The following is a 14,741-nucleotide window of genomic DNA, read 5'->3' on the forward strand; positions in this document are numbered from 1 at the left end:
CGGGAATGCAAGCGGAAGGCATCCAGGCCGCGTCCTGGCTTCTCATCGCGCTCCCGCTCGCGGGCGCCGCGATCCTCCTGCTCGGGGGGAGGCGCACCGACCGGTGGGGACACCTGCTCGGCTGCGCCACGGCGGTCGCCGCGTTCGGCGTGGGCGTCGCGATGCTCGTGCAGATGCTCGGCTACGACGCCGCGGAGCGCGGCCGGACCGTGCACCTGTGGGACTTCATCGACGTCGGCTCGTTCAAGGTCGGCATGAACCTGCTGGTGGACCCGCTGTCCATCAGCTTCGTCCTGCTGATCACCGGGGTCGGCTCGCTGATCCACATCTACTCCATCGGCTACATGGCCGAGGACCCCGAGCGCCGCAAGTTCTTCGCGTACCTGAACCTGTTCGTCGCGGCGATGCTGCTGCTGGTGCTCGGTGACAACTACCTGGTCATGTTCCTCGGCTGGGAGGGCGTGGGTCTCGCGTCCTACCTGCTGATCGGGTTCTGGCAGCACAAGCCGACCGCGGCGACCGCGGCGAAGAAGGCGTTCGTCGTCAACCGCGTCGGCGACATGGGGATCATCATCGCGATCGCGCTGATGTTCGCCACGTTCGGCACGATCGACTACGGGCCGATCCTCGGCGGCGAGCAGGCGGGCATGGCGTCCCGGCTGAGCACCGGCACCGCGACCGCGATCGGGCTGCTCCTCCTGCTCGGCGCGTGCGGCAAGTCGGCGCAGCTGCCGCTGCAGTCGTGGCTGCTGGACGCGATGGAGGGCCCGACCCCGGTGTCGGCGCTCATCCACGCGGCGACGATGGTGACCGCCGGCGTCTACCTGATCGTCCGGTCCGGGCCGATCTTCGAGATGTCGGAGACCGCGCAGCTGGTCGTCACGATCGTCGGCGCGGCCACGCTGCTGTTCGGTGCGATCATCGGGTGCGCGAAGGACGACATCAAGAAGGCCCTGGCGGGCTCGACGATGTCGCAGATCGGCTACATGACGCTGGCCGCCGGGCTCGGCAAGGCCGGGTACGTGTTCGCCATCGCGCACCTCATCGCGCACGGCTTCTTCAAGGCCGGGCTGTTCCTCGGCGCCGGGTCCGTCATGCACGGCATGAAGGACGACGTGAACATGCGCCACTACGGCGCGCTCCGCGCGGTCATGATGACCACGACGGTCACGTTCGGGCTCGGGTACCTCGCGATCATCGGGTTCCCGCTGCTGTCCGGCTGGTTCACCAAGGACGCGATCATCGAGGCGGCGTTCGACAAGGGCGGCACGTCCGGGGCGGTCCTCGGCGCCTGCGCGGTCATCGGCGCGGCCGTCACCGCCTACTACATGTCGCGCGTGATGTTCATGACGTTCTTCGGCGAGAAGCGCTGGGCGGACGACGTCCACCCGCACGAGTCGCCGAAGGTCATGACGGTGCCGCTGATGCTGCTCGCGGTCGGCTCGGTCGCCGCCGGCGGGCTGCTGATCCTCGGCGGGTTCTCCGGCTTCCTCGAACCGGTCGTCGGGGCCCCCGAGCACGAGCACGAGTTCAAGTGGCTCACCGCCCCGGGCGCGGCCGTCTTCGTCCTGATGATCATCGGCGCGGCGATCGCGTGGCGGCAGTACGGCGCCCGCAAGGTGCCGCGTGAGGCGCCCAAGGGCTCGTTCGTCACGGTCGCGGCCCGCAAGGACCTCTACGGCGACGCGTTCAACGAGTCGCTGCTCATGCGTCCCGGGCAGTGGCTGACCCGGCTCGCGGTCTGGTTCGACGGACGCGGCGTCGACGGCCTCGTCAACGGCACCGCCGCCGGCGTCGGCGGCAGTTCCGGCCGCCTCCGCCGGGTGCAGACCGGCTTCGCCCGTTCCTACGCCCTCTCGATGCTGGGCGGCGCGGCCCTCGTGGTCGCGGCGCTCCTGGTGGTGAACGTTTCATGAGCGACTTTCCCTGGCTGAGCGTCCTCATCGGACTGCCACTGGTGGGCGCGCTGCTGCTCATCGCCATCCCGCGCGAGCGGGAGACGCTGGTCAAGCAGTTCGCGCTCGGCGTCTCCCTCGTCGTCGCGGCGCTCACCGGCGCCGTCGCGGCGGGCTTCGACGCGGGCGGGGCGCGCTTCCAGTTCGAAGAGAAGTACTGGTGGATCAAGGAGTTCGGGGTCCACTGGGCGCTCGGCGTCGACGGCGTCGCGCTGACGCTGATCCTGATGTCGGTGATCCTCGTCCCGCTGGTCATCCTCGCGTCCTGGCACGAGGCCGACCGCTCCGGCGGGTCGGACGTCCCGGCGAAGCGGTCGGTGAAGACGTACTTCGCGCTGCTGCTGACGCTGGAAGCGGCCATGATCGGCGTCTTCGCGGCGACCGACGTGTTCCTCTTCTACGTCTTCTTCGAGGCGATGCTGGTCCCGGTGTACTTCATCATCGGGTCCTACGGCGGCGCCCAGCGCTCCTACGCCGCGGTGAAGTTCCTGCTGTACTCGCTGTTCGGCGGGCTGCTGATGCTGGTCGCCGTCATCTGGCTGTACCCGCTGTCGGCCAAGTCCGCCGCGGACGGCGGCGTCGGGCACGGGACGTTCATGTTCGACGAGCTGTCGAAGATGAACATCGACCCGACGACGGCGAAGTGGCTGTTCCTCGGCTTCTTCGTCGCGTTCGCGATCAAGGCGCCGATGTTCCCGGTGCACACCTGGCTGCCGGACGCCGCGCAGCAGTCCCCGGCGGGCGCGCTGGTGCTGATCGTCGGCGTGCTGGACAAGGTCGGCACCTACGGGATGCTCCGGTTCTGCCTGGAGCTGTTCCCCGGCGCGTCGAAGTGGGCGACGCCCGCGGTGCTCGCGTTCGCGGTGGTCAGCATCATCTACGGCGCCATCCTCGCGATCGGGCAGGTCGACATGAAGCGGCTGATCGCCTACACGTCGATCTCCCACTTCGGGTTCATCGTGCTCGGCGTCTTCGCGATGACGTCGCAGGCGCAGTCGGGCGCGGCGCTGTACATGGTGAACCACGGGTTCTCGACCGGCGCGCTGTTCCTGATCGTCGGGTTCATGATCGTCCGGCGGCGGTCGGCGAAGATCTCCGACTTCGGCGGCATGCAGAAGGTGGCGCCCGTGCTGGCCGGGACATTCCTCGTCGCCGGCCTGTCGAGCCTGTCGCTGCCCGGCCTGTCGCCGTTCGTGTCCGAGTTCCTGGTCGTGGTCGGCACGTTCAGCCGCTACGAGTGGGCCGCCGTCGCGTCCATCATCGCCATCGTGCTCGCCGCCATCTACATCCTGTGGATGTACCAGCGGACGATGGGCGGCCCCACGGTCCCCGCGGTCGAGGGCATGAAGGACCTGTCCGCCAGGGAGAAGTGGGTCATCGCCCCGATCATCGCGATCATCGTGGCGATGGGCTTCTTCCCGCAGCCGGTGCTGCACGTGATCAACCCGTCGGTGGACCACACGCTGGCCCGGGTCGACCGGCACGATCCGGCGCCGGACATCACCGGTAACGTCGCCGAGAACGGAGCCCGTCCATGAGCACCCCTGACCAGGTGATCGCGGTCCTCGCGCAGCAGGACGACATCACCGCGCCGCACATCGAGTACGGCCAGATCATGCCGCTGCTCCTGGTGCTCGGCATGGCCGTGGTGGGCGTGCTCGTCGAGGCGTTCGTCGGCCGCGACGCGCGCTACTACGTGCAGGTGCCGCTCGCGTTCCTCGGGCTCGCCGGCGCGTTCGCGTGGACGGTCGCGCTCGGGTGGAGCGAGGACCCGCACCACGTCGCCGCCGAGGGCGCCCTCGGCGTGGACGGCCCCACGCTGTTCATCCAGGGCACCATCCTGGTGCTGGCGCTGGTCAGCCTGCTGCTGATCGCCGAGCGCGGCGGCGCCCGCGCCGACGGCGCGTTCACCGCGCAGGCGTCCGCGCTGCCGGGCAGCGAGGCCGAGCAGCGCACCGCGGAGGCCGGGGTCGTGCAGACCGAGGTCTTCCCGCTGATGATGTTCGCCGTCGGCGGCATGATCATGTTCCCGGCGGCCAACGACCTGCTCACGATGTTCGTGGCGCTGGAGGTCCTGTCGCTGCCGCTGTACCTGCTGTGCGGGCTCGCCCGCCGGCGCCGCCTGCTCTCCCAGGAGGCGGCGGTCAAGTACTTCCTGCTCGGCGCGTTCTCGTCGGCGTTCTTCCTGTACGGGATCGCGCTGCTGTACGGGTACGCCGGGTCGGTGCGGCTGTCGGACATCTCCGCGCAGATCAGCAAGGACACCGGCAGCGAGACCCTGCTCCTCGCGGGCGTCGCGCTGCTGTCGGTGGGGCTGCTGTTCAAGCTCGGCGGCGTCCCCTTCCACATGTGGAAGCCGGACGTGTACCAGGGCGCCCCCACCCCGATCACGGCGCTGATGGCGTCCTGCACGGTCGTCGCCGCGTTCGGCGGGATCCTGCGCGTCTACTACGTCGCGTTCGAGACGCTCCGGTGGGACTGGCGGCCCTTCATGTGGGGCGTGGCGATTCTCACGATGGTCGCCGGGTCGATCATCGCGATCACGCAGACCGACATCAAGCGGATGCTGGCCTACTCGTCGATCGCGCACGCGGGCTTCCTGCTCATGGGCGTGATCGCCAGCTCCCCGCACGGCCTGTCGAGCACCCTGTTCTACCTGCTCGCGTACGGTTTCACCTCGGTCGGCGCGTTCGCGGTCGTGACGATGGTGCGGGACGCGGCCGGCGAGGCCGGGCACCTGTCCCGGTGGGCGGGGCTCGGCAAGCGGTCCCCGGTCGTCGCCGGCGTGATGGCCTTCTTCCTGCTGGCGTTCGCCGGCATCCCGCTCACCAGCGGGTTCACCGGGAAGTTCGCGCTGTTCAAGGCGGCCGTGGAGGAGGGCGCGACGCCGCTGGTGATCGTCGCGGTCGTGTCGTCCGCCGTCGCCGCGTTCTTCTACGTCCGTGTGATCGTCGTCATGTTCTTCAGCGAGCCGGACGTGGACGGGCCGGTCGTGGTGGCCGGGCCGGCGACCGCGGTCGCGGTCGCCCTCGGCGTGACGGCTACTGTGGTACTCGGCGTGCTCCCGCAGCCGGTTCTGGACCTCGCGGGACAGGCCACGACCCACATGTTCGTCCGGTAGGGAGTCTTGGGTGAGCAACCCATCCGCTGAGAGGTCCGGCGGGCCGGCCATCGAGGAGACCGGCCCGTTCGGGCTTCCCATCGACGCCGCGCTCGCGTCCAGCGCCAAGGCGCGGCTGGCCGAGGTCGAGGCCCTGCTGCTCGACTGCGTGCGCGGCGAGGACCCGCTGCTCACCGAGGCGTCGGAGCATCTCGTCGAGGCGGGCGGCAAGCGGTTCCGGCCGATGCTGGTGCTGCTCGCCTCCCACTTCGGCGACCCGGCCGCGTCCGGCGTGGTCCCCGCCGCCGTCGTCGTCGAGCTGACCCACCTCGGCACCCTCTACCACGACGACGTGATGGACGAGGCGACCGTCCGGCGCGGCCAGGAGTCGGCGAACTCCCGCTGGACGAACACGGTCGCGATCCTCACCGGCGACTACCTGTTCGCCCGCGCGTCCGACCTGCTCGCCGACCTCGGCCCGGAGGCCGTCCGGATCCAGGCTCGCGCGTTCGCCCGGCTCGTCCGCGGCCAGATCCAGGAGACCGTCGGCCCCGGCGCGGGCGCCGACCCCCTCAAGCACTACCTGGGCGTCGTGGCCGACAAGACCGCGTCCCTCATCGCGGTGTCCGGCCAGTTCGGCGCGCTGCTGTCCGGCGCCCCGTCCCACGTCGTCGACACGGTCACCTCCGCCTGCGAGAAGATCGGCATCGCGTTCCAGCTGTCCGACGACATCCTCGACATCGACTCCGAGACGGAGGAGTCGGGCAAGACCCCCGGCACCGACCTCCGCGAGGGCATCCGGACCCTCCCGATGCACCACGTCCTCGCCGGGACGGGGTCGGGCCCCGACGACGCCCGCCTCCGCGAGCTGCTCGTCCAGGACCTCACCGACGACGCCCTGCACGCCGAGGCGCTCGCCCTGCTGCGCGCCCACCCGGCCATGGACCGCGCCCGCGCCGACCTCCGCCGGTGGGCGGAGGACGCCCGCGCCGAACTCCTCACCCTCCCCGACATCCCCGCCCGCGACGCCTTCACCAACCTCTGCGACTACGTCGTCTCCCGCACAGGCTGACCCTCCTTCACCGCCGCGCATTGGCAAGCCGGTAGCGGCCGCCGGCGCTTGCGGCGTGGTGCGCCTGTCCGTGCGCCGGAGGAGATTCGGCCCCCGGCGCACGGGGTGCTTCAGGCGTTCTGGGGTTCGGCTTTCTCGGCCAGGCCGCGGTACTTCATCGCGTGCAGGACGAGGTCGATGAGGACCTCCTTGCAGGATTCGAGGCTGCGCGCGTCGCAGAGCATGACGGGGACCTTGGGGCCCAGGTTGAGGGCCATCTGGATCTCCCCGAGGTCGTACTGCTTGGCGCCCTCGAAGCAGTTGACCGCGACGATGAAGGGTGTGCCGCGGCGCTCGAAGTAGTCGACCGACGGGAAGCAGTCGGACAGGCGGCGGGTGTCGGCGAGCACGACGGCGCCGAGGGCGCCGAGGGAGACCTCGTCCCACATGAACCAGAAGCGCTCCTGGCCGGGGGTGCCGAACAGGTAGAGGACGTACCCGTTCCGCATCGTGATGCGGCCGAAGTCCATCGCGACCGTGGTGGTGTCCTTGCGCTCCACGCCGGAGATGTCGTCGACGCCGACGCCCTGGTCGGTGAGGAGTTCCTCGGTGCGCAGCGGCTGCGTCTCGGAGACGGTGCCCACCATGGTGGTCTTGCCGACCCCGAAGCCGCCCGCGATCACGATCTTGACCGCGGTGGGGAGCCGGCGGGCGCGCACGCCCCTAGAGGGCCCGGAGACCATCGATCACCGCCTTGTAGAGCCTGATGTCGTGCATGTCCGCCTCCGGTTCGGGTTCCTGCATGGAGACGAACCCCTTGTCGAGCAGGTCGCCGAGCATGACCCGCACCGTGGCGACCGGCAGGTCGAGGTGCCCGGTGAGCTCGGCGACCGACATGACGTTCTGGCAGAGCCGGATGATGGCGAGGTGCTCGGGGCCGAGGCCGATCGCGCCCTCGGGCTCCGGGCCGTCCGCGACCACCAGGGTGATCAGGTCGAACTTGCCGCGGGTGGGCTCGATCCGGCCGCTGGTCATCACGTACGGCCGCACCATCGGGCCGGCCTGCTCGTCGAGGTACCGGTCGTGGTGGGCGGGCGGCGGCGCCGGGTCGTCCGTCCAGGGCTCCGGCGCGGGATCCTCGGGGGGCATCATGCCTGCCGTCCCTCCCCGGCGGACTCGGACCGCGCGGGCGAGGTCAGGTGGTGGCCCATGGCGGTGACGAGCATCGCCATCTCGTAGGCGATCAGGCCGACGTCGGCGTCCTCCTCGGCGAGGACGGCGAGGCAGGCGCCCTTGCCGGCGACCGTCACCAGCAGGAACGCCGACGCCATCTCGACGATCGTCTGCCGGACGGGCCCGCCGCCGAACCGGGTCCCGGCGCCCTTGGCGAGGCTCTGGATGCCGGCGGCGACGGCGGCGAGGTGCTCCCCGTCGTCCTGGGACATGCCCTCCGAGGACGCCATGAGCAGGCCGTCCGCCGACAGCACCACCGCGTTGCGGGCGTGCGGCAACCGGTGGACCAGGTCGTCCAGCAACCAGCCCAGATCGGATGCGGAACCGGTCTTCTGCGTCACTGCTCTTCCTCGCCTTTCGCTGCGTTGTGGCCGGCGTCGGCGCCGCCCTCGTCGGCGCGCGCCGCCTCGGTGCGGGCCGCGTCGGAGCGGCCCTGGCGGGTGCCGCGCTGGTAGGAGCCCATGATCCGCTGGATTTCTTCGGGGGAGCGGCCCAGGTCCTCCGGCTCGTCCGGCTCCTCGGCGGCGGCGGGCTCGTCGGCCCGCAGGGGTTCGGCAAGGTTCGCCTGCGGCACCCGGACGGGCAGGCCGGACGGTGTGGTGGAGATCTCGGGCACGGGTGGCTGGTCCTCCGGCTCGGTGGGGTGGGGACGCTCGCCGTCCGCGGGCACGTCGTCGTGCGGCGCGGGCGGTTCGGTCCTCGGGGCCTCGGGGTCCGGCTGGGGTGCGGCGTCGCCGCCTGGAGTCGGCGCGGTCGGCGCGGCCGACGCGGGCGGTTCGGACGCGGGCGGGGGCACCGCCACGAGCGCGGGCCCGGCGGCCGGCCGGCCGGTGCTCGCGGGGGGCAGCGTCGCGGTGGCGGCGGCCGCGCGCCCGGGGGCCGGGGCGCCGGCGCCGACGGCGGTCGGGCGGCGCACCTCCAGCCCGTTCTGCGTGGTGGCGCCGGCGGGCACGGGCGCCGGGCCCTGCTCGACGATCAGCTCGCGCGGGATGACGACGACGGCGGTGGTGCCGCCGTACGCGGACCGCTTCAGCGAGACCTGGAGGCCGTACCGCTCGGCGAGCTTGCTGACCACGAACAGGCCGAGCTGCACCGAGCTCTGCAGGTTGAAGTCGGGCGGGTTCGCGATCCGCTCGTTGATCTCGGCGAGCTTGTCGTCGGTCATGCCGAGCCCGCGGTCCTCGATGTCGATCGCGAAGCCGCTGGCGACGAGGTGCCCGCCGACCTGCACGACGGTGTCGGGCGGGGAGAACGACACCGCGTTCTCGATCAGCTCGGCGAGCAGGTGGGTGACGTCGCCGACGGCGCGCCCGGCCAGCTCCACCGGGCCGAACGGCAGCACGGTGACGCGGGTGTAGTCCTCGACCTCGCCGACCGCGGCGCGGACGACGTCCACCATCGGGACCGAGTTGCGCCAGCCGCGGGCCGGGAGGGCGCCCGACAGGACGATCAGGTTCTCGGCGTTGCGCCGCATGCGGGTCGCGAGGTGGTCGAGCCGGAACAGCTCCTCCAGCTCCTTGGTCTCGATGTCGCGGCGGCGCTCCATGGTGTCCAGCATGGTGAGCTGCCGGTGCACCAGCGTCTGGGTGCGCCGCGCCAGGCTCAGCAGGACGTCCCGGATGCCGCGGCGCAGCTCGGCCTGCTCGACGGCGGTGCGGATCGCGGTCTCCTGGACGGCGTTGAACGCGCGCCCCACCTGGCCGATCTCGTCGGTGCCGAACTCCAGCGGCGGCGCCTCCAGGGCGACGTCCACCTTCTCGCCGTGGCCGAGCCGCTCGACGACGCCGGGCAGCCGCTGCTCGGCCAGCTCCCAGGCGGCGTTGCGCAGCCGCTCCAGCTGGCGGACGAGGGCGCGGGCGGTGGTGATCGACACGATGATGGACGCGATGACCGCGATGAGCCCGAGACCGCCGGCCAGCAGCAGCCGGATGATCACGCCCGCGGCGATCGGGGTGGCGCGGTCGACCAGCCGGTCACCGGACGACTGGATCTGGTGGCGCATCTCCGCGAGGGCGGGCTCGGTCGCGGAGTTCCACTGGTCGGCGGTCACCGGGGGCCGGTAGGCGCCGCGGGCCTGCTGCGCGGTGAAGGTCCGGCGGTTCTGCATGATCTCGTCTTCGAGCGGCTGGACCTTGGTGATCCGCGCGTTCTTCGTCAGGCCGGTGTACAGCGTGGGGTCCGAGTCCTGAATGGTGATGAGCGCCTGCGCGGTGTTGTGCCGGCGGGTGCCGACCGTCTGGGTGAAGGTGACGAGTTCCTGCGGGGTGATGCGGCCCGCGGCGAGCGAGCCCGCCATCAATGCGTCTTCCTGGGAAAGCAGTTCCCACATGCGGTTCAGTTCGAGGAGCGTCCGGGTGTCGCGGGCGAAATCCTTGTCGTCCAGCGTGGCCAGCGAATCGTAGACGCGGAAAATTGACTCGACGACCTCGGAATACCCGGCGGCGACCCGGGCGCGGTCGGTGCTCCCGGCGTCGACCGCGCGGCGGGTGCCGTCCACCGCCTTCAGCCGGTCGAGCATCTGGTCGACGCGCCGTTCGAGGGTGCCGCCGCCGAACCGCCCGACGTTGCCGCCGCGGGCGAGGCGGACCGCCTCCGCGCGCGTCTTGTCGGTCTGCTCGCGCTGCGCGTTCAACGCCGCCCGCGCGGTGGCGCTCGGCCTCGCCATCTGCACCATGGTGAGCCGGCGCTCACGCTGCAGGTCGGCGAGGAGCGGGTCGGTCGGCTGCGCGAGGGCCTTGTCCAGCGTGCTGACGGTGAGCAGGTTGACGCCCTCGCGCAGGGTGACCCACGCGGCGAAAACCCAGAGTGCCACGAGGGAGAGCAACAGGGCCGTGATCTTGGTCCTCAGGCGCGAGTTGCGGAAACGCATTACTATCGCCCCAACAATATGTGAAATGGCTCGCAACCCGCTTCGGCCAGGATTAAGCCGGGCGGGTGGCGCGTGTGGTGGGTGCAAGGGCGACGGTGGTCCGCCGTTCCATACGGCTTAGAAGACTAGCAACATGACCATAACGCCTCAAGGTGAATCGTCAACGCCGAACACTTTGTCGTATTTGACGGACGTGTCGGGTTGCGCGGGTGTGGCCGATTTCACCTCACCGAAACATTGCGTCCGGCGCGGAAACGGTGCGGGCGAGGTGCAGCGCCGCCAGCACCCCGGCCCGGACGATCGCCGCGGGCCTGTAGAGGTCCTTGTCATGCCACAGCGCGGGCTCGTCCGCGCCGCCGCCGTCCGCCCTGTTCAGCGAGCGGAGCAGGTGCGGGACGGCGCGCGCGACGGCGTCCCGCACGTCCGCGCCGGGCGACGGGTCCGTCAACAGCAGGAGTTGGACCGCGTACGAGGTCTCCTCGGGCGTCCCGCCCCAGCGGCCCCAGGAGCCGTCTTCGCGCTGCGACCCGAGGACCCACGCGCGCGCCGCGCCGACCGCGGCGGCCGAGCCCGTCCCGCCGAAGCCCGCCAGCGCGATCGCGGCGCACGCCGTCGCGTAGAAGGGGGAGGCGTGCCAGCGGTCGTCCCAGCTGCCGTCCGGCCGCTGCTGCCCGCGGAGCCAGCCCGCGACCTTCGCGACGGCCGCGGCGTGCCGGGCGACGTCCGCGCCGGGCTCGGCGGCGGTGCGGCCGCGGGCGGCGATGTACTGGCCGATCGCCTCCAGCACGTGCGCGTTCGTCGTGACCGACGCGCCCTCCTCGCCGCGCCACGTGCAGAAATGGGTGTCGGTCTCGTAGGCGTAGAGGGGGTCCGGGCGGTGCTGCGCGCCGAGCAGCGCCAGCGCGTACAGGGCGCCGGCGGTGGTGTCGGCGTCCGCCGGCAGGCCCTCCGCCGCCGGGGTGCCCGCCGGGCCGAGCGGCGCGGTCAGGCTGAGGACCAGCTCCGGCGGGACGGCGACCGGGATGCCCGCGCGGACCAGCCACGCCAGCACCCAGCCGCGCTCGAACACCGTCAGCGGGAAGCCGCACGGCACGGGCCCGCCGTGCTGCGCCACCACGGTCTCCAGATACCAGCGGGCGGGGCTGCTCGGGTCGCCGGCCGCCCGCGCGCCCAGCCACGCGGCGGTCGCCGCGGGCGACGCGCCGATCGTGCCGGTCGGCTCGGGGCGCAGCCGCGGCGGCCCGGCCGTCCCGTCGCCGACCTCCAGGGCGTGCAGCAGCTTCTGCGGCACGTCCGCGCCGGAGGCGAGCAGCCCCCGGACGAGCGCCAGCTTCGCCCCGTCCAGCCCCGCCGGCGGGCCGAGCTCCCGTCCCGCCCACTCGGCCAGCCCGGGGACGGGGCGCTCGCGCAGCCGCGCCAGCGAGGCGTTGATCCGCTCGGTCAGGGCCGGCGCGATCAGCTCGATCGCGGGCAGGTCGGGCAGCTCCATGTCCGCGGCGGACGGGCCGCACATGCGGGCGGCGATCGCGCGCAGCCCGGCGGCCGCCGACCGCACCAGCAGACCGGTGTGCACCGCTCCGCCGTCGCTCGCCGCGCGCCGCTCGCCGGTCAGCTCGGCGAGGAGGGCCTCGACCGCGCTCAGGGTCGGGACGAGCGCGTACCCGTCGACCGGCGCCCCCCAGGCGCCGTCCGGCCGCTGCGACTCCACGAGGTAGGCGAGGCGCCGGTCGTGGTCGCGCAGCCAGGGGGCCAGCGTGACGATCCTGCCGGTCTCGTACACCGACGGGGAGACCTGCCCCCACGGGTGCGCGACGAGCCCGCCGATCAGCTCGCGCGCGGCGCCGGCCACGTCGACGCCGCCGGTGGACGGGGACCGGGGGGACGGGACGGTTCGCGGAACAGGACGGTCGTCGACGCTCACAACGTGCCCCAGAAGTCGGTCACTCCGTAGAAGCCCGCGCAGAAGTCCATCTGCCGCTCCATGTAGCGCGCCAGCTCCGGGACGCCTTCGGCGGCGTCCTTGAGCAGCGTCCGGGCCTCGGTGGTCAACTCCCCGATGCGTTCCTCGACCTCTGCGCGCGTCTTGTCGAGCAGCAGGCCGTTCAGGTCGCCCCACTGGACGTCCCGCTCGTACGTGCCGAGGTCGTTCAGCAGCCGGATGACCCGCTGGACGGCCCGGCTCGCCTCGCGCACCAGCGGAACGTTCCCACCGCCGCCCGACGCGATCCAGTGCGAGGCGAACACGAAGGAGAAGCCCAGGTTGTCGGCGTTCGCGAGGTAGCCGTCGAACGACGGGCCGGGCTCGCCCTTCTCCCGCGCGCTCTTCCAGTCCCATTCGAGGGCCATCGCGTCGAGCACGCGCTGCAGCTCGTCGCGCCACACGTCGCGGAGCTCCGGGTAGGCGGGCTCGGCCGCCAGCTCGTCGCGGACGTCGGCGAGGAACCGCGCCAGCTCGTCCTCCGCGGTGGTCCCGTCTCCGGGAGGGGCGCCGTCGGCGACGGCCGCGCACCGGCGCACCAGGCCCGCGACCTCGGCGCGGGACGACGCGGCGTAGTCGATCAGCCAGTCGAGGCCGAAGCACCACAGGCAGACGCGGTTGGCCATGCGCAGCCGGTCGGCGGTGAGCCCGGGGCCGCTGAACGCGGCCGCGAGCGCGAGCGTGCTGAACAGCGCCGGATCGAACGCCTTCGCGTCGTACAGCGCGGGGTGCTCGGCGGCCCAGGCGCGCATCTGCCGCTGCGCCTGGCCCGCGACGGCGCAGACCGTCCCGGCCTGGAGAGCCGTCAGGGGCGCCTCCGCCGTCCGGTGGCCCGGATGCGGAGGCTCGGTCACTTCGTCGGGAACGGCCTCCGTCATCGCGCCGGCTCCAGCTTCAGGTAGAGCGGCTGGTCGGGCCGGAGGGTCGCGCCGATCCGCGCCTCCACGGGGCCGTCCGTCGGCAGCAGCGACGGGCGGTACCGGCTCAGGATGGCGGTGAGGATCAGCTCGGCCTCCATGTGGAAGACGTGCCGCCCGATGCACTGGTGCGGGCCGCCGCCGAAGGGGTAGTAGGCGTAGCGGTGCCGGGTGCGGTTCGCCTCGGGGGTGAACCGCCCGGGGTCGAACTCGAGCGGCCGGTCCCAGACCGATTCGAGGCGGTGCGTGAGGAACGGGCTGGTCAGCACCGTCTGCCCGGCCTTGATGGGAACGCCTTCGATGTCGGTGTCGGCGAGCGCGATCCGCGGGAAGATCCAGCCGACCGGGTACAGCCGCAACAGCTCCTGGATGACCTGCTTCACGTAGGGCAGCCGGTGCAGATGGTCGGGCCGGACCTCCTCGTCCCCCACGACCTCGGTGACCTCCGCGCGGAGCCGGTCGATCACGTCGGGGTGCTGGGCGAGCATCGGCCACAGCCAGGTCAGCGCCACGGTCGTCGTCTCGGTGCTGGTGGCCCACATGGCGAGCAGGTTGTCGCGGACCCACTCGTCGCCGAGGCCGCTGCCCTCGGTCATCCGGGCCTGGCACAGCACGGTGAAGATGTCGTAGCCCTCGCCGGCGTCGTAGCGGAACCGCTCGACGAGCTCGTAGAGGGTCTCGTCCATGACGCGGAGCCCCTCGGCGAACGCGCGGTCTCCGGGCAGCGGGATCGACTTCGGGACGAACGGCAGCAGGAAGCGGAACGCGATGGAGGTGGCCAGCCGCTCCATCGCAGGGATCATCCGGTCGGCCTCCGCCTGCCGGATCTTGTTGCCGAACAGCACCTTGATCACGGTGTCGTGGACGATGCGCCCCATCTCCGGCAGCACCTCGATGGGTCGGTCCGCGCGGGCCGGCTCGTCCAGCTGCCGGACGGCTTCGTTGATCGCCTGCGCCATGTGGTCGCTGAGGGACCTGATGGTGCGGGTCGAGAACGCGGGCTGCAGGATGCGCTTGCTCAGCTCCCACTCGTCGTATTCGGACATGATGCTGTCGCCGAAGAGGCCGTGCAGGGGGCGCCAGAACGTCCCGTCCCGGACGAAGTTCTGCGACTGCTTCCGGAGCACCTGCTGGACGTGGTCCGGGTGGGTCACCAGGTAGGGATGGGACGCACCGAGGTCCAGCCGCGCGATCTCGCCTCCGGCGGCGGTGCTGATGCGGAGGATCTCCCGCAGCGGGTCTCGCACGAGCCTGGAGACCGTGCGGTAGAGCGGGAAGTTCTTGGCTCTCCTGACGGGAACGGCGGCACCAACGTCGACGGACACTTCCGACTGCCCCCCATGTGGGTGAAAGCAAATCGACCCTCCACCGTGACCGCCGCACCGGGTGTGCGGCAGGGGAGCAGAGGGCGATACGAGTTCTCTGTAGACGTCTGCGAGACTTGGGCGATTTGGTTATTTTGGGGGAAGTATCACATGATCAATTAACGCGATCAAGGGGATCGGCGTAAGAAATATCAGCCTGTTTCGAGTGACGTCTATCACTTGCTGGACGCGTTGTCTCGTTTGTTGAGATGTTCTGACAGTGTCCGCCCAGGTGGCAGGGCTAAAAGTCCGTTATGTCAGGACCTCAATACGT

General features: G+C 71.5%; 11 protein-coding genes. 4 read left to right on the forward strand and 7 right to left on the reverse strand.

Annotated features, from left to right (window positions below):
• Positions 1 to 5: 5 nt before the first annotated feature.
• From nuoL to ABTW95_RS10965, 4 genes are read left to right on the forward strand one after another with little or no spacing between them, the layout of a single operon-like run.
• Positions 6 to 1,916 (forward strand): NADH-quinone oxidoreductase subunit L, encoded by a 1,911-nt coding sequence (gene nuoL, locus ABTW95_RS10950; protein ID WP_500226177.1) that lies wholly within the window; start codon positions 6 to 8, stop codon positions 1,914 to 1,916.
• Positions 1,913 to 3,493, forward strand: coding sequence for an NADH-quinone oxidoreductase subunit M (locus tag ABTW95_RS10955; protein ID WP_500226178.1), 1,581 nt, complete (start codon positions 1,913 to 1,915; stop codon positions 3,491 to 3,493). Before nuoL ends, ABTW95_RS10955 begins: the two co-directional genes overlap by 4 nt.
• Complete coding sequence (gene nuoN, locus ABTW95_RS10960) at positions 3,490 to 5,076, forward strand: NADH-quinone oxidoreductase subunit NuoN (RefSeq protein ID WP_500226179.1); 1,587 nt, start codon at positions 3,490 to 3,492, stop codon at positions 5,074 to 5,076. Before ABTW95_RS10955 ends, nuoN begins: the two co-directional genes overlap by 4 nt.
• Before the next feature lie 49 nt (positions 5,077 to 5,125).
• Entirely contained in the window at positions 5,126 to 6,127 is a 1,002-nt protein-coding gene (locus ABTW95_RS10965) for a polyprenyl synthetase family protein (protein WP_396446353.1), read from the forward strand.
• Positions 6,128 to 6,237: 110 nt separating this feature from the next.
• Here the strand turns inward: ABTW95_RS10965 and ABTW95_RS10970 are convergent, their stop codons facing one another.
• The 7 genes from ABTW95_RS10970 to ABTW95_RS11000 all read right to left on the reverse strand — a co-directional run bounded on the left by ABTW95_RS10970 (position 6,238) and on the right by ABTW95_RS11000 (position 14,428).
• Positions 6,238 to 6,849: a GTP-binding protein gene (locus tag ABTW95_RS10970; RefSeq protein WP_396446306.1), complete on the reverse strand. Its 612-nt coding sequence runs from the start codon at positions 6,847 to 6,849 to the stop codon at positions 6,238 to 6,240.
• A complete protein-coding gene (locus tag ABTW95_RS10975) occupies positions 6,830 to 7,258 on the reverse strand; it encodes a DUF742 domain-containing protein (RefSeq protein WP_396446307.1) in 429 nt (142 codons plus the stop codon). Before ABTW95_RS10975 ends, ABTW95_RS10970 begins: the two co-directional genes overlap by 20 nt.
• The gene (locus ABTW95_RS10980) at positions 7,255 to 7,680 is read right to left on the reverse strand and encodes a roadblock/LC7 domain-containing protein (RefSeq protein WP_396446308.1); all 426 of its coding nucleotides are present in this window, start codon (positions 7,678 to 7,680) and stop codon (positions 7,255 to 7,257) included. Before ABTW95_RS10980 ends, ABTW95_RS10975 begins: the two co-directional genes overlap by 4 nt.
• On the reverse strand, positions 7,677 to 10,151 hold the full coding sequence (locus ABTW95_RS10985; protein ID WP_500226180.1) for a sensor histidine kinase: 2,475 nt from the start codon (positions 10,149 to 10,151) through the stop codon (positions 7,677 to 7,679). Before ABTW95_RS10985 ends, ABTW95_RS10980 begins: the two co-directional genes overlap by 4 nt.
• Before the next feature lie 283 nt (positions 10,152 to 10,434).
• Positions 10,435 to 12,129, reverse strand: a complete 1,695-nt coding sequence (locus tag ABTW95_RS10990; RefSeq protein WP_500226181.1) for a prenyltransferase/squalene oxidase repeat-containing protein — start codon at positions 12,127 to 12,129, stop codon at positions 10,435 to 10,437.
• The gene (locus ABTW95_RS10995) at positions 12,126 to 13,064 is read right to left on the reverse strand and encodes a terpene synthase family protein (protein ID WP_500226182.1); all 939 of its coding nucleotides are present in this window, start codon (positions 13,062 to 13,064) and stop codon (positions 12,126 to 12,128) included. Before ABTW95_RS10995 ends, ABTW95_RS10990 begins: the two co-directional genes overlap by 4 nt.
• Positions 13,061 to 14,428: a cytochrome P450 gene (locus ABTW95_RS11000; protein ID WP_500226183.1), complete on the reverse strand. Its 1,368-nt coding sequence runs from the start codon at positions 14,426 to 14,428 to the stop codon at positions 13,061 to 13,063. The genes ABTW95_RS10995 and ABTW95_RS11000 overlap by 4 nt, the downstream gene beginning before the upstream one ends.
• Positions 14,429 to 14,741 lie beyond the last annotated feature (313 nt).

The sequence above is a fragment of the Spirillospora sp. NPDC127506 genome, assembly GCF_040302145.1.
In the GTDB taxonomy this organism is placed as follows: Bacteria; Actinomycetota; Actinomycetes; order Streptosporangiales; family Streptosporangiaceae; genus Spirillospora.